Annotated in this window: 20 protein-coding genes; 12 read left to right on the top strand and 8 right to left on the bottom strand. The window is 62.4% G+C overall.

From position 1 onward, the window contains the following. Positions 1 to 169: 169 nt before the first annotated feature. Together LN996_RS19490 and serB are read right to left on the bottom strand one after the other, a co-directional pair. Positions 170 to 787, bottom strand: coding sequence for a hypothetical protein (locus LN996_RS19490; protein WP_231342137.1), 618 nt, complete (start codon positions 785 to 787; stop codon positions 170 to 172). A 270-nt stretch (positions 788 to 1,057) separates the two neighbouring features. Next, entirely contained in the window at positions 1,058 to 1,951 is an 894-nt protein-coding gene (gene serB / locus LN996_RS19485; RefSeq protein WP_231342136.1) for a phosphoserine phosphatase SerB, read from the bottom strand. A gap of 110 nt (positions 1,952 to 2,061) precedes the next feature. Between serB and LN996_RS19480 the strand changes: the two genes are divergently transcribed. From LN996_RS19480 to LN996_RS19460, 5 genes are all read left to right on the top strand, one after another. Next, positions 2,062 to 2,847, top strand: coding sequence for an ABC transporter ATP-binding protein (locus LN996_RS19480; protein WP_231342135.1), 786 nt, complete (start codon positions 2,062 to 2,064; stop codon positions 2,845 to 2,847). 19 nt (positions 2,848 to 2,866) lie between these two features. Beyond that, positions 2,867 to 3,652, top strand: a complete 786-nt coding sequence (locus tag LN996_RS19475) for a sulfite exporter TauE/SafE family protein (protein ID WP_231342134.1) — start codon at positions 2,867 to 2,869, stop codon at positions 3,650 to 3,652. Positions 3,653 to 3,659: 7 nt separating this feature from the next. Further along, a complete protein-coding gene (locus tag LN996_RS19470; protein WP_231342133.1) occupies positions 3,660 to 4,469 on the top strand; it encodes an RNA methyltransferase in 810 nt (269 codons plus the stop codon). Between the two features lie 142 nt (positions 4,470 to 4,611). Further along, positions 4,612 to 4,869 (top strand): type B 50S ribosomal protein L31, encoded by a 258-nt coding sequence (locus tag LN996_RS19465; protein ID WP_017200906.1) that lies wholly within the window; start codon positions 4,612 to 4,614, stop codon positions 4,867 to 4,869. An 85-nt stretch (positions 4,870 to 4,954) separates the two neighbouring features. After that, complete coding sequence (locus LN996_RS19460) at positions 4,955 to 6,055, top strand: biotin/lipoate A/B protein ligase family protein (protein ID WP_231342132.1); 1,101 nt, start codon at positions 4,955 to 4,957, stop codon at positions 6,053 to 6,055. Positions 6,056 to 6,074: 19 nt separating this feature from the next. Here the strand turns inward: LN996_RS19460 and pepN are convergent, their stop codons facing one another. Both pepN and LN996_RS19450 read right to left on the bottom strand, forming a co-directional pair. Then, the gene (pepN, locus tag LN996_RS19455; RefSeq protein ID WP_231342131.1) at positions 6,075 to 8,675 is read right to left on the bottom strand and encodes an aminopeptidase N; all 2,601 of its coding nucleotides are present in this window, start codon (positions 8,673 to 8,675) and stop codon (positions 6,075 to 6,077) included. A gap of 4 nt (positions 8,676 to 8,679) precedes the next feature. Next, positions 8,680 to 9,729 carry a YeiH family protein gene (locus tag LN996_RS19450; protein WP_231342127.1) on the bottom strand — a complete coding sequence of 350 codons (1,050 nt, stop codon included), beginning with the start codon at positions 9,727 to 9,729 and terminating at the stop codon, positions 8,680 to 8,682. 111 nt (positions 9,730 to 9,840) lie between these two features. On the opposite strand from LN996_RS19450, the gene LN996_RS19445 reads away from it, so the two are divergent. The 3 genes from LN996_RS19445 to LN996_RS19435 are packed head-to-tail and all read left to right on the top strand — an operon-like array spanning position 9,841 to position 13,227. Beyond that, positions 9,841 to 11,397, top strand: coding sequence for a circularly permuted type 2 ATP-grasp protein (locus tag LN996_RS19445; protein WP_231342126.1), 1,557 nt, complete (start codon positions 9,841 to 9,843; stop codon positions 11,395 to 11,397). A 55-nt stretch (positions 11,398 to 11,452) separates the two neighbouring features. Further along, positions 11,453 to 12,379: an alpha-E domain-containing protein gene (locus LN996_RS19440; protein ID WP_026540668.1), complete on the top strand. Its 927-nt coding sequence runs from the start codon at positions 11,453 to 11,455 to the stop codon at positions 12,377 to 12,379. Further along, positions 12,376 to 13,227, top strand: coding sequence for a transglutaminase family protein (locus tag LN996_RS19435; RefSeq protein WP_231342125.1), 852 nt, complete (start codon positions 12,376 to 12,378; stop codon positions 13,225 to 13,227). Before LN996_RS19440 ends, LN996_RS19435 begins: the two co-directional genes overlap by 4 nt. 88 nt (positions 13,228 to 13,315) lie before the next feature. Here the strand turns inward: LN996_RS19435 and LN996_RS19430 are convergent, their stop codons facing one another. Together LN996_RS19430 and glgC are read right to left on the bottom strand one after the other, a co-directional pair. Then, positions 13,316 to 14,767 carry an SDR family oxidoreductase gene (locus LN996_RS19430; RefSeq protein ID WP_231342117.1) on the bottom strand — a complete coding sequence of 484 codons (1,452 nt, stop codon included), beginning with the start codon at positions 14,765 to 14,767 and terminating at the stop codon, positions 13,316 to 13,318. 74 nt (positions 14,768 to 14,841) lie between these two features. Next, positions 14,842 to 16,254 carry a glucose-1-phosphate adenylyltransferase gene (gene glgC, locus LN996_RS19425; RefSeq protein WP_231342114.1) on the bottom strand — a complete coding sequence of 471 codons (1,413 nt, stop codon included), beginning with the start codon at positions 16,252 to 16,254 and terminating at the stop codon, positions 14,842 to 14,844. 93 nt (positions 16,255 to 16,347) lie between these two features. Here glgC and glgA point away from each other — a divergent pair, with 93 nt between their 5' ends. Next, entirely contained in the window at positions 16,348 to 17,544 is a 1,197-nt protein-coding gene (gene glgA / locus LN996_RS19420) for a glycogen synthase (protein ID WP_231342113.1), read from the top strand. Positions 17,545 to 17,770: 226 nt separating this feature from the next. On the opposite strand, the gene LN996_RS19415 is transcribed toward glgA, so the two are convergent. Next, positions 17,771 to 19,870 carry an acyl-CoA dehydrogenase gene (locus LN996_RS19415; protein ID WP_231342112.1) on the bottom strand — a complete coding sequence of 700 codons (2,100 nt, stop codon included), beginning with the start codon at positions 19,868 to 19,870 and terminating at the stop codon, positions 17,771 to 17,773. Between the two features lie 46 nt (positions 19,871 to 19,916). Further along, complete coding sequence (locus tag LN996_RS19410; RefSeq protein WP_231342109.1) at positions 19,917 to 20,651, bottom strand: TetR/AcrR family transcriptional regulator; 735 nt, start codon at positions 20,649 to 20,651, stop codon at positions 19,917 to 19,919. 60 nt (positions 20,652 to 20,711) lie between these two features. Between LN996_RS19410 and LN996_RS19405 the strand changes: the two genes are divergently transcribed. The 3 genes from LN996_RS19405 to LN996_RS19395 are packed head-to-tail and all read left to right on the top strand — an operon-like array spanning position 20,712 to position 24,337. Continuing rightward, positions 20,712 to 22,064 carry an acetyl-CoA C-acetyltransferase gene (locus LN996_RS19405; protein WP_231342107.1) on the top strand — a complete coding sequence of 451 codons (1,353 nt, stop codon included), beginning with the start codon at positions 20,712 to 20,714 and terminating at the stop codon, positions 22,062 to 22,064. A 9-nt stretch (positions 22,065 to 22,073) separates the two neighbouring features. Beyond that, positions 22,074 to 23,414, top strand: coding sequence for a 3-oxoacyl-ACP reductase (locus tag LN996_RS19400; protein WP_231342106.1), 1,341 nt, complete (start codon positions 22,074 to 22,076; stop codon positions 23,412 to 23,414). Beyond that, positions 23,411 to 24,337 (top strand): MaoC/PaaZ C-terminal domain-containing protein, encoded by a 927-nt coding sequence (locus LN996_RS19395; protein WP_231342105.1) that lies wholly within the window; start codon positions 23,411 to 23,413, stop codon positions 24,335 to 24,337. Before LN996_RS19400 ends, LN996_RS19395 begins: the two co-directional genes overlap by 4 nt. Positions 24,338 to 24,424 lie beyond the last annotated feature (87 nt).

The following is a 24,424-nucleotide window of genomic DNA, read 5'->3' as shown; positions in this document are numbered from 1 at the left end:
CCCCCCCCCCGCCCCCCCGCCCCCCCCCGCCGCCCCCCCCCCCCCCCCCCCCCCCCCCCCCCCCCCCCCCCCCCCCCCCCCCCCCCCCCCCCCCCCCCCCCCCCCCCCCCCCCCCCGCGCGCGCCGCCCCCCCCCCCCCCCCCGCCGCCCCTATGGTTTCGTGCACGAATCAGATGGAAACTGCCTTTGCGATGTTGCTGAGCTTGTGGCGCGCCAGGGCCAGGTTCGCGTAAGTACGGTCAAGCACCAGGTACACGAAGAGTCCCTTGGACCCTGATGAGTTCAGGACGTTGATCAGGTGATACTGCGAATCCAGCGTGATCAGGATGTCTTCGATATTGCTGTCCAACCCAAGGTCGGCCATGGTGCGGAGCTTTGAACTCACAACGTTGGAGTTTCCTGCTGCGGCAACACCGAGGTCGAAGCCGGGGTTGCCGCCCTGGGCGAGTGCCATCCCACTGGAGTAGTCAACGATGGCCGCGCCTGTGGCGCCTTCGATGGACAGCAGTTGTTTCGTAGCTTCATCAAGCGAGCTCATAAGAAATTCTTCCTGTTCTGTTGTGTCATCACGGGTAGCAATGGAGTTCGCCCCGGTGCGGGACTGTTGATCCTGGAGGATTTCGTGGAGGGGAGTTGTGCGCTCCCCATCGGAGGCTCGACTGTATTCGAACGTCTCAAATTCTTCGCGACGTTTCCACCATTTCCACGTACGCTCCGAACGGTTCACTTCCTGCCCTGCACTTCCCTCATCCCGGACTGCCGCGTACTCCACGGATTTCCTCGTCAAGTTATTCACTTTACACATCAATTATTCATGAAGGCATGAAATCATCGCAATTTCCGCAGGGCAAATAATTGCACCATCCGGAATTAGTGACAATTTGATAAATAGTTCAAATTGTCGCGTCACGAAATGGGCTTAAGCGTTTCTATGCGTCGATGGGTACGCGGAAGGCGGTACCCCATTGGGCACACGAAAGTGACCGCATCAGGGGGTTGGAACCGGCGGGGGTGGGAGACGAGCAGTTATCCAGACATGGTCCGGGGTGATTCCGAGTCAGACGTTGGCGATATGCCGGACCGCGTCGAGGAATGGCATGTTGATCGCGGCGTCCGCAACCGCGCGAACGGCCGGTTTGGCGTTGAACGCAACGCCAATGCCGGCGGCACTGAGCATGTCGAGATCGTTGGCACCATCGCCCACCGCAATGGTGTGTTCAAGGCTGATGCCCTCGGCGGCTGCCCACTCACGCAAGTACTTTTCCTTGGCCGCACGATCGATAACCGCACCGAGGACCTTACCGGTCAACGCGCCGTCGACAATTTCGAGTTCGTTGGCAATCCAATAATCCAGGCCGAGTTCCTCGGCAATAGGACGGAGGATCTGGTTGAAGCCACCGGATACAACGGCAACCACATGGCCGGCATCCTTGAATGCGGACACCAGTTCTGCCGCACCGAGGCTGAGGCGCACCTCTTCTCGTACTGAGTCGACGACGTCGACCGGCAGGCCCGCAAGGACGGCCACCCGGGCGTGGAGACTCTGGGCGAAGTCCAGTTCGCCCCGCATGGCAGCCTCGGTGACTGCGGCGACTTCCTCGCGCTTACCGGCGTGGGCTGCCAGCAGTTCGATGACTTCCTGCTGAATCAGCGTCGAATCAACATCCATGATGAGGAGCTTCCGGGATGCTTGGCGCAGGGTTTCGGGAACTATGGCCGTGTCGATTCCGGCACTGGCCGCGGCAGCCACCTGTCGGCGGACTTCTGCCAGGTCCGTTGCCGTATCCGAACCCCCAGCGAGTCCTGCCGTGAACACACCGAAGCGATCGTCCCCGCCCTGTGATTCGGATGACACTGCGACTCCGGCGTCGGCAAGCACCTTCCGGACATTCTCCAAGGATTCGGGGGACAAATTCACGCCATAGCTGACTGCAGCCAAGTTCGAAGTCATGGCCCCAATCCTACTGAGGGCGCTCCGTCCATCCGAATTCGTTTCACCTCGGAATCGTAGGAAACCACCGGTTATCAGTCATGTGCATTTTTGTCCTAGTGTCTACTGCTATGAGTGATGTTCTGGAATTGGCTTCCGTCAGCGTTGTCCGAGGCAAGAAGACCCTGCTGGACAAGGTCGACTGGGAGGTCAACGAAGGGGAACGCTGGGTCATCCTGGGCCCCAATGGCGCAGGGAAGACCACCCTCCTGCAGATTGCGGCCGCCCGCCTTCATCCGAGCAGTGGCAAAGCCGGGATCCTGGACGAAATCCTGGGCCGGGTGGACGTCTTTGAACTCCGCCCCCGCATTGGCCTCTCTTCAGCAGCACTTGCTACCCAGATCCCCGAGCATGAGAACGTACTGAACGTCGTGGTCACCGCTGCGTACGGGGTCACGGGCCGTTGGCGGGAAGGATACGAGCGCGACGACGAACGCCGCGCCTTTGCCCTCTTGAATGACTGGGGGATGGGTCCTCTCTTGAACCGGACCTTTGCCACCCTGTCCGAGGGTGAGCGCAAGCGTGTGCAGATTGCCCGTGCACTCATGACGGATCCGGAACTCCTGCTCCTAGACGAACCCGCTGCCGGCCTTGACCTGGGCGGCCGGGAGGAACTGGTCCACAAGCTTGGCGAACTCGCCAGCGACGAAGCAGCTCCTGCCATGGTCCTTGTCACCCACCACCTTGAAGAAGTGCCGCCGGGATTCACCCATGCCATGCTGCTCCGCGAAGGCGGAGTGGTGGCTGCCGGTCCCATCAAGGAAGTTCTCACCGACGAGCACCTCAGCAACACCTTCGGCCTTGCCTTGGATGTTTCGGAAAACGCCGGCCGCTACACGGCCACGGCCCGACGCTAGAAGGGCTCTGTAACTTACTGTGGAGATTCTTAGCAGCATCCTGGTCTTTTTCGCGGGCTTGTGGGCCGGCACCATCAATGCCGTAGTCGGCTCCGGCACGCTTGTGACGTTCCCCGTACTGATAGCACTTGGCGTGACACCGGTTGTCGCGTCCATGAGTAACGCCATGGGCCTGGTGGCTGGAACGGCCGCAGGAGCGTGGGGCTATCGACGTGAGCTGGCGGGCCGGGGAAAGCAGTTGATGAAGCTGCTTCCGGCCTCGCTGCTGGGCGGCATCACAGGCGCGTGGCTCTTGCTGCATTTGCCGGAGAAGGTCTTCCATTTTGTGGCCCCCGTCCTTTTGGTGCTGGCCCTCCTGATGGTGCTGTTCCAGCCCAAGCTGCAGGCGTGGATTCGTAGCCGGGAACAGAATCCAGAGCATGCCATCCGGGACCGCAGCCACGGGATCCTCCTGGTGGTACTTGTGTACCTGGCCGGCGTCTACGGCGGCTACTTCGTGGCTGCGCAAGGGATCCTGCTGGTGGGGATTCTCGGCGTGTTCCTCACAGGGACCATGCAAAATGCCAACGCCATGAAGAACATCCTGGTGCTGGGCGTCAACATGGTGGCAGCCATCTCATACCTGATCTTCGCCTTTGACCGCATCAACTGGCTGGTGGTCCTGCTCATCGCCGTGAGCTCCACCATCGGCGGGCTTGTTGGTTCCAAAGTGGGCCGGAAGTTGTCCCCCAAGGTCCTCCGTGCAGTCATCTTCACGCTCGGCATAGTGGCCCTTGGCTTCATGATCGCCAACCTGCTGAAATAATCAACCGGTGACCTTCCACTATCTCGAGTCAGCCAACGACCCCCGGGTGACGGACTACACCACCCTCACAGATGTACACCTAAGGAAGTTGCGCGAGCCACGGGAAGGCATGTACATCGCCGAATCCTCCAAGGTCCTCCGCCGGGCACTGGCGGCAGGCCATCAGCCCCGTTCCTTCTTCCTGGCGGAGAAGTGGCTTGAAGACCTCGACGACGTCTTCCGGGCATACCCCGACGTCCCGGTCTTCATCGGCAAGGCTTCGTTACTGGAGGAGATCACCGGATTCCACCTGCACCGAGGGGCAATGGCGGCAATGCACCGGCCGAGCCCCGTTCCGTTGGAGGTACTCCTGGCCAACGCGAAGCGGGTCGCTGTGCTCGAGGACATTGTTGACCACACGAACGTAGGGGCGATCTTCCGGTCGGCCGCGGCCCTGGGCGTGGATGCCGTCCTCGTCTCGCCGCGGTGCGGCGATCCCCTGTACAGGCGCAGCGTACGTGTCAGCATGGGCACTGTCTTCCAGGTTCCATGGGCGCGGCTGGAAAGCTGGCCGGGGGACCTGGATCGGCTCAAAGAGCAAGGCTTCACTGTGGCGGCCATGGAATTGACGGCTGATGCCATGGACCTGGACGACCTCGCGGCAAGGAACTTCCCCAAACTCGCACTGGTGCTGGGAACCGAAGGTGCGGGAATGAGCGAGGAAACGCTCGCCGCCGTCGACCTCGCCGTTAAAATTCCGATGCGGGCAGGTGTCGATTCCCTCAACGTTGCCGCCGCCTCGGCAGTGGCCTTTTGGGAACTCCGTCCACGCGACTGATTGTGGTTCGTATGGCGGTGTGGTTTCCGCTATGATTGGTTGTTGGCCCGGCAGCTGGAATGTCCGCATTGCAGCAACCAGACCACCTCCATTCATACCTGGCAGCTGGCAAAATCCAGTTGCGTGAACAAAAGGTCCCATTATGAAGTCTGATATCCACCCGAAGTACGAAGCTGTTGTATTCAACGACCTGGCTTCCGGTACGCAGTTCCTGACCAAGTCCACCGTGTCTTCCTCGAAGACCATCGAGTGGGAAGACGGAAACACCTACCCGGTTATCGACGTCGAAATCTCTTCGGAGTCCCACCCGTTCTACACGGGCAAGCAGCGCATCATGGACTCCGCTGGCCGCGTCGAGCGCTTCAACGCCCGCTTCAAGGGCTTCGGCGGCAAGAAGTAACCCACTTCCCCCCAAGGCTTTCCCCGCCCCGCTTTCCGGTTTTCCGCAATGGGGGGCTTTTGCGTTTTCCGGCAAGATGGAAGGCATGACTTCCCAGCCCGTATCTGACACTGAAAACCACGACGACGGCGCGCGCCTCCACGGGGAGTATAAGGTTCCAGGCGGAAAACTCGTGGTGGTGGATCTGGAAGTTGTGGATGGTCGCTTCGCCGACGTTTCGCTGAGCGGGGATTTCTTCCTCGAACCCGATGAAGCGCTGCAGGATATCAACACCGCGCTCACGGGTCTCCCGGATAACTCAACGGCAGCAGAAATCACCGCGGCGGTCACCATGGGTCTGCCCGAAGGGGCCGTGCTGTTTGGGTTCTCCGCGGAAGCCGTGGCCGTAACAGTCCGCCGCGCACTGTCCAAGGCGACGGGCTGGACTGACCACCAATGGGACGTCATTCCGCCCTCAGTCCTGCCCACCCAGGTCAACGTTGCCCTGGATGAAATCCTCACCGAAGAAGTCGGCGCTGGGCAGCGTAACCCCACCCTGCGGTTCTGGGACTGGGAAGAACCGTCCGTAGTCATCGGCAGTTTCCAATCCGTTCGAAACGAAGTGGACCCCGAGGGCGTTTCCCGCCACGGCATCACGGTGGTGCGCAGGATCAGCGGAGGCGGAGCCATGTTCATGGAGGCCGGCAACTGCATCACTTACTCCTTGTATTTGCCGCAGACCCTCGTGGACGGCATCAGCTTCGCCGACTCGTATGCGTTCCTTGACGCCTGGGTCATGGCTGCCCTGGAGAAACTAGGCATCAGCGCCTACTACGTACCCCTCAACGACATCGCAACAGACCAAGGCAAGATTGGCGGAGCAGCGCAGAAACGGCTGGCCAACGGCGGCATGCTTCATCACGTGACCATGAGCTACGACATCGACGCCGACAAGATGGTTGAGGTCCTGCGTATCGGCAAGGAGAAACTCTCTGACAAGGGAACCCGGAGCGCCAAGAAACGCGTGGACCCCCTGCGACGCCAGACCGGACTCGCCCGCACCACCATCTTGGCCGCCATGCAGGAGGTTTTCATGGAGCGTTATGGAGCGGTGGAGTCCCGCCTCACCGAGGCGGAGCTCGGTGAGGCGAAGAAGCGCGTGGCAACCAAGTTCGGCACCACCGAATGGCTGAACCGGGTGCCGTAACCCCGTTTTGCGGCGGGGCCTAACCGTTGGCGGCCTGCGCCGTGAGGGCCCGAAGCAGGTGGCTGCGCTGCTCGATGATGATGCGGCGCAACGCCCTCGGAGCGTCCGGGTGGGACTGCAGCCACTGGTCCGTACGGACAAGGACCGGATGTTCCGAAGGCCGCATGCCATCCGCCAGGTCCTGGGCTCCCGGGTACAGGCCGCGTACAATCCTGCCCGCGATCTCGATGCTGCGCTCCGCCCATACCCTTTCAAGGCATTCGAAGTACGGCTCAACATAGGGTTCCAGCATGAATCCAGGGCCGATGGCAAAGCCGGTGATCGTTGCACTCAGGATCTCGTTGGAAAGTCCTGTGCTGTTCACCGCGGAATCCCAAGCAGCCGCCTTCACCGGGACCTCCGGGATGGCGGCCGTCGCCAGCGCGTGGCCTTCCCGGCCTGAAGCTGTCCTGTCTGCCTGGAGTTCCCTGTCCAGTTCGGCCCTTGTCGCCTGCCCCTGGGCAGAGAGGGCCTGCCAGAGGCTCCACCGCAATTCCGCGTCGACAGCCAGTCCTTGAATAACTGTGCCGCCCTCCAGGATTCCCCGCAGGAAGGGAAGTTCGCTGTCTCCGTTCCTGGACACTTCCGCCAAGGTCCTGGCCCAGGCCAGCTGCTGGTCGGAACCCGGAACCGCTGCCTTGATATTGGCGGCCACCACTGCGAGGAAGTCTTTGCGCACCTGTCCGCGTGCCGAGACCGGGACGTAGCGTTCGATAGCGCCGGAGGCATTGCCGAGAACGTTCAACAAGACGCCGATTCCAGTCTCCGATGGAGCAAACCGCTCCACCGCGGCAACATAGCGCGCTGCCGGCGTGACGCCGTCGCGGGCAGAATCCCACAGAGCGGTCCAGCAGAGGGCCCGGGCCATCGGGTCGGTGATTTTGTCGAGTGATGTCCGAACGGTGTCTTCGGAGCTGGGGTCCAGCCGCACTTTGGCGTAGCTAAGGTCATCGTCGTTGACCAAAAGCAGGGCAGGTCGTGGCTTTCCGGCCAGTTCAGGTACCAAGGTGCTGGGCCCTGAGACGTCAACCTCGACGCTCTCGGACCGGACAAGCTTTCCCGATGCATCAGGTTCATACACGCCAAGCCGCAAGCGATGGGGACGGAGTTCCTGATGGCCCGTGATGGGATCGATGGCCTCCTGGCTAAGCGTCACGGCGCCAAGGACCCCTCCGTCTTCTACGATCCCGGCCGAAATAGTGGAGATGCCGGATGTCTGCAGCCATTGGCGTGCCCATTCCCCAAGGTCCCTTCCCGAGGCAGTGCCGAGAGCTTGAAGGAGGTCTTGCAGGGAGGTGTTGCCGAACTCGTGGTCGCGGAAGTACTGACGGGAACCGGCAATAAACGCCTCGAAGCCGACGTAGGCCACTAATTGCTTAAGGACCGATGCTCCCTTGGCATAGGTGATGCCGTCGAAGTTCTGTTTAGCTGCCTCAAGGTCCGGTATGTCGGCAACAATCGGATGTGTTGTGGGCAGCTGGTCCTGCAGGTAGGCCCAGGCTTTGCGCTTGTTCGCGAAGTTCACCCACGCGGTGTCCCAGCCTGTGGCCCGGTCCACGCCAAGTGTCCCCATGTAGTCAGCGAACGACTCCTTGAGCCAGAGGTCGTCCCACCAATTCATGGTCACGAGATCGCCGAACCACATGTGGGCCATCTCGTGCATCAGCGTATTGGCACGGGCCTGGTACTGGGCATCGGTGGCGCGGGAGGCGTAGACGTACTTCTCAGTGAAGGTGACGAGGCCGGGATTCTCCATGGCGCCGAGGTTGTATTCGGGCACGAAAGCCTGATCGTACTTTCCCCAGGGGTACGGGTAATCGAAGAGGTCGTTGAAGAAGGCCAACCCGCTCTTGGTCAATCGGAAGAGTTCATCGGCATCGAATGACTTCGACATGGACGCGCGGCAGAAAAGTGCCAGCGGCACATCAAGGCGGGTGCCGTCGTCGAGGGTTGTTCCCCAGTGGTCTGTCGCCTTGAAATAGGGTCCGGCAAGCACAGTGGTGATGTACGTGGACATCCGTTTGGTGGTGGCGAAGTCCCACTGCGAAGAATCGTTCGTCAGTGCTGTCCGGGCCAACTCCACACCATTCGAAGCCACCTCCCAGCCGCTCGGAGCGATCACGTGGAAAGTAAATTCGGCTTTGAGGTCCGGCTGTTCGAAGTTGGCGAAAACGCGGCGGCTGTCAGCCGGTTCGTACTGGGTGTAGAGGTAGCACTGGCCATCAGCGGGATCGACAAAGCGGTGCATACCCTCCCCGGAGCGGCTGTAGAGTGCCGTTCCGGTCACCGTCACCGTGTTGTCGGCTGCGAGGCCCTCCAGGACGATCCTGTCGCGGTCAACCACTGACCCAACGTCGAGCGCCTGGCCGTTCAACACGACCGACCCCACATCTCCGCTGATGAAATCCAGGAAGGTGGCAGAGCCAGGCGTTGCAGAGAAGGTGATGGTGCTGGTACTCAGGTAGCCGGGGACTGCGGGATCTTCCGCGTCGCGGACGTCGAGGGTGACGTCGTAGCTGTGGGTGGTGATCAGGGCTGAACGGGTGGCGGCTTCATCGCGCGACAGATTGTGATTCGACACACAGCTATCTAATCATGATCAGGGCGGCGCCCAAGCCCAGCGATGCGATGAGCAGCCACGAGCCCAGGGCCACCAGGACGGCACGCCCTCCGGTGTGGATCAGGGTCCGTACGCGCACGGCTGATCCCAGTCCAAACAGCGCCGTCGCCAGGAGGATGTCCTGGCCGGCCGCCGCGATTTCCAGTGCTGAAGGGGACGCCCAACCCATCGAGCGGACCGCCACCAGGGCGAGGAAACCCACCACGAAAAGCGGAATGATCGGCGGGAACCTTCCGTCGGTTGGGGCGCTTCCGTCAGCGTCACCGTTGGCCCGTTCCCTGACGTCGAGGAATCGCTGGTGCAACCCTGCCGTGGCGGCAACCGGCGCCAGCAGGACAACCCGCGTCAGTTTCACGACGACGGCGATGGCCAGCGCCGATGTCCCGGCAGTTTGCGCTGTGGCCACCACTTGGCCAACATCATGAACTGATGCTCCCGTCCATGCACCGAACTGCTCTGGACTCAGGTTCAGAGGATGCATGAGCAGGGGCAGGACGCCAATGGCCAGAGTGCCGCACAGGGTCACCAGCGCGACCGGCAACACGGTGTCCTGGTGCTTGATGCGCCGCACGGCAGCCATGGCTCCAATCGCCGATGCACCGCAAATGGAGAAGCCCGTGGCAATCAGCAATGCTGCTTCTCCCGGAAGGCGCAGCAGGCGGGCCAGGCCGTAGGTCCCAGCGAAGCTGAGCAGCACAACGGCGGTGATCAACAGCAGCGCCAGCCAGCCAAGGGCGAGCACGTCGCCGATGCTGACCTTCAGTCCCAGCAGGACGATGCCTGCACGCATGAGGTGTTTCCCGGCGAAGTCCAGGCCCGGGCGGGCGCGCCCCGCCGTCAACACCGCGGTGCCCGGTATATTTGCTGAAAGCAAGCCCAAAGCAACAGCGAGCGTCATGGCCGGTACCGCCGGAAACACGGCGTGGATGGCGAAAGCAACACCGGTCGCGGTGATGCCGAGAACCAACCCAGGCCCCAGCCGGGAGAGTTGGGGCGCAAGACTGTTGAAGGGCATGCCTCAACCCTGCCGGATGGGGGCACGGAAAGGCGAACCGGGAGTCTCCGGAAACCGCGACACAATCAGCGCGAAATGCGCTCGACTCAAAAAGGTGATTGTCTAATTCCCATGTCTGACCTATTCCAGGATTACTCCGAGGCTGCTGCACGCAGCGGCGCCTACGACGAGATGTTTGCCCCCGGCCACGTGGCCAGAAAATCCTACGGTCAGGTTTCCGGTGCCCTGCGCGAGCTTTCCCTTGCCGATGTCACCGCGCGTGCGGACTCGATGGCACGAACGTTCCTGGACCGCGGTGTGACCTTCGACTACGCGGGGGAGGAGCGGCCGTTTCCACTGGACATTGTTCCCCGAGTCATTCCGGCCGATGAGTGGGATGTTCTGGAACGGGGCGTCGCCCAACGGGTCAAGGCCCTTGAGGCTTTCCTGAACGACGTCTATGGCCGTATGGCCGTGGTGACTGACGGCGTGATTCCCCGGCAACTCGTGACGACCAGCGCGCACTTCCACCGGGCAGTCCACGGTTTTGAACCGTCAGGCGGCGTCCGCGTTCATGTCTCGGGCATTGACGTCGTCCGGGATGCGGCCGGGACGTTCCGGGTACTCGAGGACAACGTCCGCGTTCCATCCGGCGTCAGCTACGTCCTTGAGAACCGCCGGGCCATGGCCAAGGGCTTGCCTGAGGCCTTCGGTCAGCAGCACATCCGGCCCGTAGAGGAATACCCGCGCCGGCTCCTCTCCGCACTCCGTAAGACAGCTCCGGCGGGTGTGGACGATCCGACAGTGGTTGTCCTGACGCCGGGCGTGTTCAACAGCGCCTACTTTGAGCACACGCTGCTCGCAGGGCTCATGGGCGTGGAGCTGGTGGAAGGCCGCGACCTTATTTGCCGCGGCAACCGTGTTTATATGCGTACCACGGCAGGTGAACAGCGCGTGGATGTCATCTACAAGCGCATCGATGACGACTTCCTGGATCCCCTCCAATTCCGTTCCGATTCCATGCTCGGCTGCCCGGGCCTGGTCAATGCCGCGCGCGCCGGGGGAGTGACTATCGCCAACGCTGTGGGCAACGGCGTAGCCGACGACAAGCTCGTGTACAGTTACGTGCCTGACCTGATCCGGTACTACCTTCACGAAGAGCCGATCATCGCCAACGTCGACACTTTCCGGCTCGAGGAAAAGGAAGCCAGGGAGCATGTGCTGGACCGCCTCGATGAACTCGTGGTCAAGCCGGTGGATGGCTCAGGCGGCAAGGGATTGGTCATTGGACCCGACGCCACGAAGGAAGAACTCGACGCCTTGCGTAAGCGGGTCATTGCCGATCCGCGAGGATGGATCGCCCAGCCCGTACTCCAGCTCTCCACAGTGCCGACGCTTTCCGGGGACAAGTTCGGCCCCCGCCACGTCGACCTCCGCCCCTTCGCGGTTAACGACGGCGATGACGTCTGGGTCCTGCCCGGCGGCCTCACCCGTGTGGCACTCAAGGAAGGCTCCTTGATTGTGAACTCCAGCCAAGGCGGCGGTTCCAAGGACACGTGGGTGTTGGCTGATTCACCGCAGATGCCCGCTGAGATCGTCCCCCGGCAGTCCGTGACCGTCCGTGAACAGGTATCTGTGTGGCCCGTGGAAACCAACTGGCGTGACCGCCAAACGGAGCAGCAGCAGTGAACCCGATCCACCACCACTTGAACTTCGACATGCACCACGCGAAGGAGGCTGTTCCATGCTGAGCCGTATTGCTGAATCACTCTTTTGGATCGGACGCTACGTAGAACGCGCCGACGGTACTTCCAGGATCCTGGATGTGCACCTCGAGCGCCTCAACCACCTGCCTCTCGAAGAGCAGCGCAGCGTCGCCCGCGAACTCCTTGCCGTCATGGGCGCCAAACCCCAGAGCGAGGATTTCGGCCTGCCCGAACTACTCCACGCCCTGGCGTATGACAAGCAGAGCGCGTCTTCAATTGCCGGATCCTTGGGCGCCGCACGCGAGAATGCGCGGCGTGCGCGGGAAACCGTCTCCCAGTCACTGTGGGAGAGCCTTAACACCACCTATTACGGCCTCAACCAGCACCGCAAGGATGTTGTGGGAACGTACCGTTTTTGCAATTGGGTTTTGGAGCGGACCGCTATGGTTCGCGGCCTCGCAGACACCACCGTCAGCCACGATGAAAGCTGGTTGTTCATGGTGCTTGGCCGTTCCCTTGAACGGGCAGACATGACTGCGCGCATGCTCTCAACACGGGATGTGCAGTCCGCAGGAATGTCATGGGTCAACATGCTTCGATGTGCAGGTGCCTACGAGTCCTTCATCCGCACCCGCAGGGCAGCGTTCGGAGACCAGCACGCCGCGGAATTCCTGCTCCTGGATCGTCTGTTCCCGCGTTCGATTGTCTACGCCCTGCGCGATGCCGACGAATGCCTGGCGAAGTTGGACCCGTCGGCGCAGCGCGTTGGCTTCATCAACGATGCCCGGCGCATTGTTGGCCAGGCCCGCACATTCCTTGAGTTCCACCGCACAGATGACCTCATGTCCGAGCTGCCCGAGCACATGGAGCGTGTGCAGAAGGCTGTGACGCAGGCGTCGGACGCGATTTCCCGTAAGTACTTCAATCAGGCTGATGAGCACGCCTGGGTGGGAGAAGTTTCATGACCCGGCTGAGCATCGTCCACAAGACGGCCTACAAATACAATCGCCGCGTGACGTTGTCCTACAACGAAGCCCGGATGACTCCGCTGACCGACGGCCAACAGGTGGTCCTGGAGTCCTCCTTGAAGGTCTCGCCCCACCAGGCATCCGTCAGTACCTACCGTGACTACTGGGGAACACGGGTCACCGCATTCGATATGCAGATGCCCCATGAGAGCCTTGAGGTCCTTGCGACGGCCACTGTGGAAGTGCATCGCACCGAGCGGGTGGCAGTTGAGGATGACATTGTGGGATGGGACGTCATCGCGTCGGACAAGGTCCAGGACGAGTTCAGCGACTGGTTGCCCCAGTCCAGGCTCAGCGGACCCGGCGAGGAAGTCCTGGGTATTGTTCCCGGTGTTGTCGAAGGCAAAAATCCCCATGAGGCAGCCTTGGCCGTCTTTTCGTGGATGGCCGGTGAAATGACCTACATGAAGGGCACTACCGGCGTCACCACCAACGCAGAGCAGGCCTGGTCCCAGCGCCAGGGCGTTTGCCAGGACCTGGCCCACTTGGCCATCGGCGCTTTGCGCTGCAGCGGCATCCCTGCCCGCTACGTTTCGGGATACATCCACCCCAGGTCCACGGCGGACATCGGCGAGACCGTTGCCGGCCAGTCTCACGCCTGGCTGGAATGGTGGGATGGGGAATGGCGCAGCTGGGACCCCACCAACCACAAACCGGCGGGTGACTACCACGTGACAGTGGCGAGGGGCCGGGACTACCGCGACGTTCCGCCGCTGAAGGGCATCCTGTCCGGTGGCGGCGGCTCCGGACTCTCCGTGTCGGTTGAAATCACCCGGCTCGCGTAGGAGTCGACTCGCGCAGGAATGTGAGTACGGATAAGGCCCTTAAGAGCTGCTCTCAAGGGCCTTATCCGTACAAAAACTCCAGGTTCTTTTACCAGGGCGAAGGCTTGTAGTCCTTCAGGAAGACACCGTACTGGTCCTCGCCCTTTTCACCCATCACGATGGGATCGTACACGCGGGCAGCGCCGTCCACCAAGTCCAAGGGGGCGTGGAATCCTTCTTCCATGAGCCTGACCTTGGTGTAGTGGGGACGCTCGTCGGTAATCCAACCGGTGTCCACCGCTGTCATGAGGATCCCGTCGGAATCCAACATTTCCTGGGCGCTGGTCCGGGTCATCATGTTCAGGGCGGCCTTGGCCATGTTGGTGTGGGGGTGTCCGGGGCCTTTGTAAGCCCGGGAGAACTGCCCCTCCATGGCTGAGACGTTCACGATGTACTTCCGGTGCGCGGTGGACCGCTTCATGGCATCACGGAGCCGGCTCACCAGCAGGAAGGGTGCCGTGACATTGCACAACTGGACTTCAAGCATTTCAAGAGGATCCACCTCGTCCACAACCTGGGTCCAACTGTTGATGGACGCAAGGTCCGGAACCAGCCCACCGGCATCGATGGCCGTCCCTGACTCAATCCGTTCCAGTGACGCCGATCCGGTGGACAACGCCAGCGAGGTGATCGCGTCGCCAGCCAACACAGGGTGTTCAGTGACGCTGCTCGCGAGTGCCAGCGGGTGTTTGTCGTGCGCGTGGCCGAACGTCACCAGCTCAGGTCCACCGTTGGCGGCTTCCAGCGCGGCCGGCAGGGGCTCGTCTTCTGCGTCGACCAACGGCTTGTAAGCGCCCCCGGAGCGCCGCACGGTCTGCGCTGCATTGTTGATGATGATGTCCAGCGGGCCCGCCTCGTTGAGCGAGTCCGTCAAGGCCATCACCTGGGCCGGATCACGGAGGTCGATGCCAACGATTCGCAGCCGGTGCAGCCAGTCTCCGCTGTCTTCCATGGCAGCGAAGCGCCGGGCCGCATCCTTGGGAAAGCGCGTGGTGATGGTGGTGTGGGCGCCATCGCGAAGGAGGCGCAATGCAATGTACATGCCGATCTTGGCACGTCCACCGGTCAACAACGCCCGGCGGCCCGTGAGGTTGGTGCGGGCATCCCGCTTGCCATGGCTGAAGGCCGCGCATTCAGGGCAAAGCTGGTGGTAGAAAGCATCCACCTGCGTGTAGTGCTTCTTGCAGATGTAGCAGGGACGCGAGCGGATGAGGTGGCCTGCAATCTCTCCGGTAGCGGAGGGGGCCAGTTTGTTGCCGCGGGTTTCATCGTCTATCCGGTCCGGTGCTGCCGTGGCGGTCAGGGCAATCACGGCGCGGTCAGCTTCGGCAATGGAGTCGCGCTTGGTGACACGGCGGTGGCGTTTGACGGCTTTGAACATCTTGCCGGTGGCACGCCGGACGGCAACATAGTCCGGGTGCTCTTCGTCATAGACGTGGATCGTGGTCAGAACCTTGAGGCAGGCCTGGATCTCTTCAGGCGTCAGATCGGTGGAGCTCATTGACCTGATTTTACAGCCTTGGGACCCTATGGCCTGCCTCGGGTGCCCGCCATGTCAGCGGGGGTGCCGGCCGGTTAGTTGGCGGCGCCCTGTGTTGCAGCATCTGCCACGCGTGACTGGATCCCGGCAGCTACCTTTTCAGCGGAGTCACGGATGTCGGGGTCGTCGTGCGTTGCAGCTTTGACGGCTTCCGGGAGGCCCCGGCGGTGCTGGGCGGACAACGCCAACTCTGCCTCGCCGGGCTCAGGAACCACTTGCCCCTTTGCCAGGACAGTGATGCCGGACTCGGTGACCTTGTACCCGCGGGCCTTGTCCAATGCTGGGTCCAAGCCGATGGCGGCACCGGCTGGAACCTTGACGTTCTTGTCGAGGATGGCCCGCTTGATGACGGCGCCTTCGCCGACGCGGACTTTGTCCATCAGGACAGAGTCCTGTACACGGCTTCCAGCCGCAACGTAGGCGTCGTTGGAGAGGACGGAGCCCTCAACGATGCCTCCGGAAATGACAACACCGCTGGCAACAATCGAATCGAGGGCGGTACCCACCGTGTTGTTCTCGCCCCGGACGAACTTTGCCGGCGGCGAAATACTCTGGCGGGTGTAGATGGGCCACTCGGAGTTGTACAGGTTGAAAACCGGTACAGGCGAGATGAGGTCCATGTGGGCGTCGTAGAACGAGTCGATGGTACCGACGTCGCGCCAGTAGGTCCGGTCCCGATCTGTGGCGCCGGGGATGTCGTTGAGTGTGAAGTCGTACACGCCCGCTTCGCCCTGGTCAACGAAGTACGGAATGATGTCGCCACCCATGTCGTGTTTGGTGTCCAGTCGTTCCGCATCCACATGCAAGGCCTCAACCAAGGCGTCCGCATTGAAGACATAGTTACCCATCGAGGCCAGGAACTGCGTGGGATCCGCTGCCAGCCCGGGGGTGCTGGCAGGTTTCTCCACGAAGGCTGCAATCTTCTGAGGATCGTTCTGGTCGACCTCGATCACGCCGAACTGGTTGGCCATGCTCAACGGCTGGCGCACTGCGGCGACAGTAGCCTTGGCACCACTGGCAATGTGTTGCTCCACCATCTGGGAGAAGTCCATGCGGTATACGTGGTCAGCGCCGACCACTACCACGATGTCCGGGGCGTCGTCATGGATGAGGTTCAGCGATTGGTAAATGGCATTTGCACTGCCAAGGAACCAGCTTTTGCCCACGCGCTGTTGCGCCGGTACAGAAGCCACGTAGCGGCCCAGCTGCGTTGACATGCGCCAGGTTTCCGAGATGTGCCGGTCAAGGCTGTGCGATTTGTACTGCGTCAGAACGACGATTTTCAAATATCCCGAATTAACGAGATTGGATAGTGCAAAGTCAATTAACCTGTAGCCGCCTGCGAACGGAACCGCGGGCTTGGCCCGGTCCGCCGTCAGCGGCATGAGTCGGTTGCCTTCTCCGCCTGCCAATACGATTGCCAGAACTTTCTTCAACGCCATGGTCACAGCTCCCCGTACGTCTTCGTATCCCCCAAAAGTCCGATTTTCCGGACTCTTTCACACTAGAACACATACGCCGGAACGACTACGTTGGTTAGCGTGCGAATAGACATTGTGACTAAAGAATTCCCTCCGGAAATTTATGGCGGTGCCGGTGTCCACGTTGCCGAGCTCAGCCGGGTGCTGGCAAAGCACGTCGACCTTCATGTGCGGGCGTTCGGCGCGCCGCGTGATGCCGACTATCACGGGGCCACCGTGGCGTCCTACGCCACGCCCGAAGACCTCGGTGAAGCCAACCCTGCCCTCCAAACCTTGGGCGTGGACTTGAGGATCGTTCCGGACATTGCGGGAGCGGACCTGGTCCACTCGCACACCTGGTACGCGAACATGGCCGGCCACCTCGCCTCGCTTCTGCACGGCATTCCCCATGTGCTCAGCGCCCACAGCCTGGAGCCCCTCCGCCCGTGGAAGGCAGAGCAGCTCGGAGGCGGCTATGCGCTGTCCTCCTGGGTGGAGAAAACGGCATACGAGGCGGCCGCGGCGATCATTGCCGTGTCCGAGGGCATGCGCCAGGACATCCTCCGGAGCTACCCGGATGTGGACCCGGCAAAGGTTCGCGTAGTCCACAACGGCATCGATGTTTCCCTGTGGGAACGTGATGAAGAGGACGACGCGATCCGGGCCCTTGGCATCGACCCTGCCAAGCCCAGCGTTGTCTTCGTGGGCCGCAACACCCGCCAGAAGGGTGTCCCGTACCTGCTCCGCGCCGCTTCGAGCCTGCCCGACGACGTACAGCTCGTCCTGTGCCTTGGTGCCGCCGACACTCCGGAACTCGCCGCCGAGACTGCACGCCTCATTGAGGAGCTGCAGTCCAAGCGCCAAGGCGTCATTCTCATAGAGAGGATGCTGCCCCGGAAGGAACTCATCCAGGTGCTCAGCCATGCCACAGCCTTTGCCTGCCCGTCCATTTACGAGCCCCTCGGCATCGTAAACCTCGAAGCGATGGCATGCGGTGCCGCGGTGGTGGCCAGCGCCACCGGCGGCATTCCGGAAGTGGTCCAACATGGCGAAACCGGGCTGCTCGTCCCGTTGGAACAGGTCACCGATGGGACCGGGACGCCATTGGACCCGGAGAAGTTCGTCAGCGATTTCGCTGCTGCGCTGAACGAAGTGGTGGCCGACCCAGCCCGCGCCCGCGACATGGGCAAGGCAGGCCGGCGCCGGGCAGAAGAGCATTTCTCCTGGGAGTCCATCACGGAAACAACGCTTGAGGTCTACAGGTCAGTCCTGCGCTGATTGGGCCGGGACCAGGGCCCACCCTTGAGTCCGGACAGCAGGCCAAACCACGACGGGGGGCCCCCCCCCCGGGGGGGGGGGGGGGGGTGGGGGGGGCCCCCGGGCCCCCCCTTTGGCGCGCCCCCCCCCCCAAACCCCCCGCCGCCGCCGCCCTTTTGGGGGGGCCGGGCCCCGTCGTGCTTTGCAAAAGTTCCGCAACCGTTCACCGCTCGGTAGCGGAGAGCTGCTAGTGGGCTTTTGCCGCCTTCAGGGCTAGAAGCGTTTTCTCGTCGGCGGGAGCGCTGCCGCTGGCGCGCTGTTCGCGGAAGTGCTTCCGGGCCCCGTCCTGGCGGCTGGCTTCTGCGCCTGTGGCGATCGAGGCCCGCAGGTGCTCGGGCCCGTAGCCGAAAGCGTCGACAAGGTCCACGGCGTGCGGACGGATCTTGACGAGCAAACGATTAATGTAGGTACCCACTGTCCGCCCACGCTGCATCGAGAGGCGACCGTTCATGAGGTACCACGAGAGGTGCTTCTCAATCAGGGACAGGCCGAAGAGGTCGCGCAGCCACGTAAGGACACGCTTGGTTCCCTCATCCGGTGCGTGCGTCAGGGCTTCGGTGAAGGCTTCCCACTGCAGAAGTTCCGCGTGCGCCTGCGCTGCTTCGATGAGTTCGTGCTGGTGCTGGTTGAACAGGGCCGCCGCCTGGTGCTGGGGAAGCTTGTTCGCCCCCTTCAGTGCCGCGCCGACTTCGGCAACCATGGACTGCACGCGGTCGGCAAGCAGGGTCCGCTGGCCTTCCTCGTCCCGCAAAGCCAAAGCCGCTTTCTGGACCGACCCCGTGTCGGCGACGAATTGGGCCACCTGGCGAAGACCTGTCCGGTGCAGTGCCACGCCGGCGGCCTGATCCACCACATAACGCGCAAGCACACCGAAGTCTGCGCTGCGGAATTCCTTGGCGTAGTCGGCGAGGAGGCGTTTGGCGACCAGTTGCAGCAGGACGGTGTTGTCGCCTTCGAAGGTGACGTAGACATCGAGGTCGGCCCGCAACGAAGCAAAGCGGTTTTCGATCAGGAAACCGGCGCCGCCGCAAGCTTCACGGCATTCCTGAAGAGTATCCAGGGCGTGCCAAGTGCTCAGTGGCTTCAGCGCGGCTGCCAAGGTCTCCAGGTCCTGCCGGTCAGCGTCGGTGTCATGGGCGCCGGAGAAAACGTCGTCGAACTTCTGCAGGAGCTGTTCATGGGCGAAGCTGGCCGCGTAGGTGGTGGCCAGCCTGGTGAACAGGCGGCGCTGGTGCCGCTGGTAGTCCAGCAGGACTTCCTCGTCCGTCGCTGAGGAAGCGTTGAACTGACGGCGCTCGGTGGCGTACTGGATGGCAGTCTTGAGCGCCACTTTGCTGGCGGCGACCGCGGCTCCGTCCAAGGAAACGCGGCCCTGGACCAGGGTGCCCAGCATGGTGAAGAAGCGGCGTCCCGGGCTCTCGATGGTGGAGGAGTAGGTACCGTCCACGGCGACGTCGCCATACCGGTTCAACAAGTTGGTGCGGGGGATCCGTACGCCAGTGAAATGCAGCCGGCCATTGTCGATGCCGTTGAGGCCGCCCTTGATGCCGTCATCTTCGCCTCCGATGCCCGGGAGGAATTCCTTGGTTGCTGGATCGCGGAGCTCCACGTAGAAGGCATGGACGCCGTGGTTGACGTTTTGGGTAATCAACTGTGCGAACACCACAGCGGCGAGGCCATCATTGGCCGCGTTGCCGATGTAGTCCTTCCACGCCGCCCGGAAGGGGGTGTTGATCACGAATTCCTGGCTGGCTTCGTCATATGTTGCCGTGGTTGCAATGCTGGCAACGTCGGAGCCGTGTCCGGTTTCTGTCATTGCGAAGCAGCCGGGGATCTCCAGGCTCATGATCCCGGGAAGCCACTTGTCGTGGTGCTCAACAGTTCCAAGATGCATCACCGCGGAGCCGAACAGTCCCCACTGAACTCCGGCCTTGATTTGAAGTGAGGGGTCAGCCGTGACCAGTTCCTCGAAGCCGGCAATGTTTCCGCCGTGATCGTCGGAGCCTCCCAGCCGGGTAGGGAACGCCCGATGGACTGCATTGTTGTCCACCAGGAATTTGAGCTGCTCGAACACGCGGGCGCGGTGCTCGGTGTGATGCATTCCTTCAATCTTCTGCACTGCCGGATTACCGGCCACTTCACGTGCCTGGTGGCGGATGTGGGCCCACTTGCCGAGGAGTTGCTCTCCGAGCGCGGCGACATCAACCGCAGGCTCGACGCCGGTGGCGGCGGCGTCGCTGCCTGAGGGCTGATGGGCTGATGGGGTCCGGTCCACTACTTCAGTCATGTTGCTTCCTTCTTTGGTTCCGACAACTGATGAGTCATTGCTGGTGTCAGGTGGTGGTTTTGAGTGCCGGGGCAATACCGAGGCACAGCCAATCGGTGATCTGTCCGGCCATTGTTGCCTGGTCAGGTTTACCGGCTCCGGCGGGACTTCCCAGCCACATTTCGCCTGCGTTCCTGACAAGTCCTATGGCCGCGGTGGGCCAGTAGACAATGACGGCTTCCTTCTCTGCACCCAGGTACTCCCGCATGGGTTTGGCGATCATGTCCGTGATCTGCTCGAAGAAGTTGCCCAGTGCGCCGGACGCGGCGATCGCGTCCTGCGCAGATGCCTCTCCGGGGCTGAGCCGGGTGATGAACGCATACACGTTGGGGCTGGATTCAGCCATTTGAAGGTAGGCGGAGACCATGGCGAACAAGCCCTCGCGGGGCGTCTGCGCACGTTGGGTCGCTTCCTGCATGCGGCGCTGCATCTGGCCAAGCACTACCTCGCCCATGGCTTGCTGAAGTCCGGCTTTATCGCCGAAGTAACGGTAGTAGACGGATTTCGATGTTCCGGCAGCTCCCGCGATGTCCTCCATGGAAGCGTCACTGCCCAGCTTGTGAACAGCCTTCCGCGCTGCCCTGATGAGCTCCCGGCGACGTTCTTCGCGGTGTGACTGCCAGCGTGCTGCCCGCCCGTCAACCAAGGGACCCGTGTCGGCGGAGGCATCCACCGGCGGAACGGGGGACCCGCCCGTCCGGGTACCGGCGGCGGTGATGGTTTCTTCGTGCTCGCTGTTCACGATACCCAGCGTATCAGGTACGCTGGGTATCAGTAACTGGCTTTGATCAAAGGAGACAACATGGCTGTAGCAGACGAGACCTCAGGCGGAACCCGGAACCAGGGTTCCGCGCCCCAGGCACCACGCGCCGCTGTGATCGTCGGTGGCAACCGCATCCCGTTCGCGCGGACAGGTGGCGCCTACGTCAAGTCGTCCAACCAGGACATGCTGACCGCAGCCCTGGAGGGGTTGATCGCCAGGTTCGGGCTGCAGGACGAACGCATCGGTGAAGTGGCAGCGGGAGCCGTCCTCAAACACTCGAGGGACTTCAACCTCACCAGGGAGGCCGTCCTCGGATCCGCTTTGTCCCCTGAGACCCCGGCATATGACCTCCAACAGGCCTGTGCCACGGGGCTTGAGACAGTGATCGGATTGTCCAACAAGATCAAGTTGGGGCAGATCGATTCAGCCATTGCCGGCGGAGTGGACTCGGCATCCGATGCCCCGATCGCGGTCAGCGAAGGACTGCGCGAGATCCTGCTGGACCTGAACCGCGCGAAAACAGCCGTGCAGAAGTTAAAGATCATCGGCCGGATCCGCCCCAAGGACCTGGCGCCCGACGCACCGAACACGGGCGAGCCACGCACCGGCCTGTCCATGGGCGAACACCAGGCACTCACCACAGCACAGTGGAAGATCACCCGTGAGGCCCAGGACGAGCTCTCTTTCAACAGCCACCGCAACCTCGCCGCCGCATACGAACGTGGGTTCTTTGATGACCTCATCACCCCGTACCGGGGGCTGAACCGCGACTCCAACATGCGGGCCGACACCACGCTGGAGAAGCTGTCCTCGCTCAAGCCCGTCTTCGGTAAGAATCTTGGCTCCGAGGCCACCATGACCGCCGGCAACTCAACGCCGCTCACCGATGGTGCGTCCACAGTCCTTCTGGCGACGGAGGAGTGGGCCGACGCCCATGGCCTACCCAAGCTTGCAACGGTCCTTGATGGCGAAGCCGCAGCAGTGGACTTTGTCCATGGCAAGGACGGCCTGCTCATGGCGCCGGTCTTCGCTGTTCCCCGATTGCTGGCCCGTCATGGATTGACGCTTGAAGACATCGATTTCTTCGAAATCCATGAGGCCTTCGCTGGAACTGTCCTGAGCACGCTGGCTGCGTGGGAGGACGAGGAGTTCGGCCGGACACGCCTCGGCTTGGACGGAGCCCTCGGCAAAGTGGACCGGGCCAAGTTGAACGTCAATGGATCATCGCTTGCCGCCGGGCATCCGTTCGCTGCAACGGGTGGCAGGATCGTGGCCTCCCTTGCGAAAATGCTGCACGAGAAGGGCTCTGTCGACGGACGCCCGGCACGGGGCCTGATCTCTGTTTGCGCCGCTGGCGGCCAAGGCGTCGTCGCTCTTCTGGAAGCAGCATAGGGGAACTCCATGACAGACAAATACACGCAGCTCGTGAGTCAGGGACTGGGCAAGGACGTTGCCAAAAGGCTCGGTCTGCCGCAACCCGTGGTGCTTCGTCGATACCAGCCCGGCGCCCCGCTGGTGACCGGTCCCGTCCTGGTTGTCGGCGACAGCGCAGGAGCAGATGATATTGCCACGACCCTCCTGGGTTGGGGCTTGGACGTGCGGCGAAACGCCTTGCCCAAGGAGAAACTGGGCGCTATTGTCGTGGTGCTCGACGCCGTCCAGCATCCCCGCGATTTGAGCAAATCCGTACTGACTGCGGGCACCTCCCTCCGGGACCTGGCCGCCAATGCCAGAGTGGTCACGATCTCCAGGACGTCACAGTCGGCCCCAAGCCCTGCGTCAGCTGCTGCGCGGCAGGGCATCGACGGCTTGCTGCGGTCGCTGGCCAAGGAACTGCGGGCCGGCGCGACAGCCAACGGCATACTCCTCGACGACGACCTCGCGACCACCAGCCCCTCGGCACTGGGCGCACTCAGGTTCTTCCTTTCCGGGCGCTCCGCGTACGTGGACGGACAATTCCTGACGGTCCGATCCACCTCAGGCATTCTGCCAAACAATTCAGACAAACCGTTGGCCGGGAAGGTCGCAGTGGTCACCGGAGCCGCCCGGGGCATTGGTGCGGCCATCGCCCGGACGCTCCACCGTGATGGTGCCAAGGTCATCGCAGTGGACATCCCGGCAGCCGGGGACCATTTGGCCGCAGTGGCCAACGATGTTCGAGGCACGGCACTTCAACTCGATATCAGTCGCGAGGACGCTGGGCATAGAATCATCGAGCATGCCGTGGAACGTTATGGCCGGCTCGACGTCGTGGTCCACAACGCTGGAATCACGCGCGACAGGCTCCTTGTCAACATGGACGAAGCCCGCTGGCAATCTGTCATCGCGGTCAACATCGCAGCGCAGCTGAATATCAACGAGGCCCTCCTGGCGTCGGCGCATTTCAAGGACGCGCCCCGCATCGTCTCGGTGGCCTCCACCAGTGGCATCGCAGGTAACAGGGGCCAGACGAATTATGGAGCCTCCAAAGGCGGCGTGATCGGCATGGTCAGGTCAACAGCGGCGTTGATGGAGCCGTTCGGCGGCACTATCAACGCCGTTGCCCCGGGATTCATTGAAACCGACATGACCGCCAGGATGCCCTTTGCCATCCGCGAAGCCGCCCGAAGGCTGAACTCGCTCAAGCAAGGCGGCCAGCCCCAGGACGTAGCCGAGGCAATCTCCTTCCTGGCCAGCGATGCCGCCGGAGGTATCTCGGGCGAAGTACTGCGCGTCTGCGGACAACAATTGGTGGGAGCATGATAGACCCACAGCCGGTGGTGCTGGGCGAGCTGCCGTCGCTGTCCAAGCTCTATGTCAATGCGGCAACAACGGCCGCGCGTCGGCGGGTACTCGGGGCATCTACGGGAGAGAATCGGTTGCCGGCCGTCAGCCACGAAGTCAGGAACGTCCTGGCCGACGTTGGAAACCTGACCGCCTACCAACACCTGGTGGGGGAGTCAGCCAGTGACATCCTGCCGGCGGGCTACGTCCATGCGCTGGCCTTCCCGGTATCCATGAGCGTGATGAACCGTGATGACTTTCCGTTGCCGCTTCTGGGAATGATCCACCTGAGGAACCACGTGGAGCAGCGGGCACCCATCGTTTTTTCGGAGGCCCTGGACATCCGGTCGTGGGCAGAAAACCTGGCCGGCCACAAGTCCGGAACTCAAGTGGACGTGGTGGCGGAAGTCCGTTCATCTTCGGCCGGGGAACTGTTGTGGCGCGGCGTCTCCACGTATCTGGCCAAGGGCGTCTTCATTCCGGGCATCGACAAACCGGGCAGTCCAAACGGTGCGACGGGACCCGCCGACTTTTCACCCCCGGATCCCACCGCGCTGTGGCAACTCGGTTTGGACATCGGTCGCAGCTACGCCACAGTCTCAGGCGACTTCAATCCGATCCACCTCAGTATTCTCTCCGCGAAGGCACTGGGATTGCGCGGGTCCATAGCCCACGGTATGTACCTGGCCTCCCGCGCACTTGCCGATGTTGGGGCTGTCAAGGCTGATTCCTTTTCGTGGGATGTAGCTTTTGAGGCCCCAGTGTTCCTCCCAGCGCGCGTTGCCTTGGACATCGCGACAGTCCATTCAGGGTCCGGAGGTTGGGAGCGCTCGGACTATGTGGCGTGGAATCCGCGCAGCGGCCGGCGTCACTTCACAGGCACAGTTTCAGCTATGTCCTAGAGCAAGCACGGACGACGGGGGGCGCGGCCGGGGAGATTCTGACGCCCGCGGGGGGTGTTGATTTGGTCGGGGGGGGGGGGGGTTGGG

The organism is Arthrobacter sp. AK01 (assembly GCF_021109375.1).
GTDB lineage: Bacteria > Actinomycetota > Actinomycetes > Actinomycetales > Micrococcaceae > Arthrobacter.
The sequence above is the reverse complement of the archived record's forward strand: the minus strand, read 5'-3'. Positions and strand labels throughout refer to the sequence as shown.

What these genes read in the sequence shown, in the direction of transcription:
- serB (WP_231342136.1), bottom strand. Translation starts at nt 1,951, where the DNA reads ATGACTTCGAACTTGGCTGCAGTCAGCTATGGCGTGAATTTGTCCCCC.
- LN996_RS19480 (WP_231342135.1), top strand. Translation starts at nt 2,062, where the DNA reads ATGAGTGATGTTCTGGAATTGGCTTCCGTCAGCGTTGTCCGAGGCAAG.
- LN996_RS19465 (WP_017200906.1), top strand. Translation starts at nt 4,612, where the DNA reads ATGAAGTCTGATATCCACCCGAAGTACGAAGCTGTTGTATTCAACGAC.
- LN996_RS19460 (WP_231342132.1), top strand. Translation starts at nt 4,955, where the DNA reads ATGACTTCCCAGCCCGTATCTGACACTGAAAACCACGACGACGGCGCG.
- LN996_RS19450 (WP_231342127.1), bottom strand. Translation starts at nt 9,729, where the DNA reads ATGCCCTTCAACAGTCTTGCGCCCCAACTCTCCCGGCTGGGGCCTGGG.
- LN996_RS19445 (WP_231342126.1), top strand. Translation starts at nt 9,841, where the DNA reads ATGTCTGACCTATTCCAGGATTACTCCGAGGCTGCTGCACGCAGCGGC.
- LN996_RS19440 (WP_026540668.1), top strand. Translation starts at nt 11,453, where the DNA reads ATGCTGAGCCGTATTGCTGAATCACTCTTTTGGATCGGACGCTACGTA.
- LN996_RS19435 (WP_231342125.1), top strand. Translation starts at nt 12,376, where the DNA reads ATGACCCGGCTGAGCATCGTCCACAAGACGGCCTACAAATACAATCGC.
- LN996_RS19430 (WP_231342117.1), bottom strand. Translation starts at nt 14,767, where the DNA reads ATGAGCTCCACCGATCTGACGCCTGAAGAGATCCAGGCCTGCCTCAAG.
- LN996_RS19415 (WP_231342112.1), bottom strand. Translation starts at nt 19,870, where the DNA reads ATGACTGAAGTAGTGGACCGGACCCCATCAGCCCATCAGCCCTCAGGC.
- LN996_RS19405 (WP_231342107.1), top strand. Translation starts at nt 20,712, where the DNA reads ATGGCTGTAGCAGACGAGACCTCAGGCGGAACCCGGAACCAGGGTTCC.
- LN996_RS19400 (WP_231342106.1), top strand. Translation starts at nt 22,074, where the DNA reads ATGACAGACAAATACACGCAGCTCGTGAGTCAGGGACTGGGCAAGGAC.
- LN996_RS19395 (WP_231342105.1), top strand. Translation starts at nt 23,411, where the DNA reads ATGATAGACCCACAGCCGGTGGTGCTGGGCGAGCTGCCGTCGCTGTCC.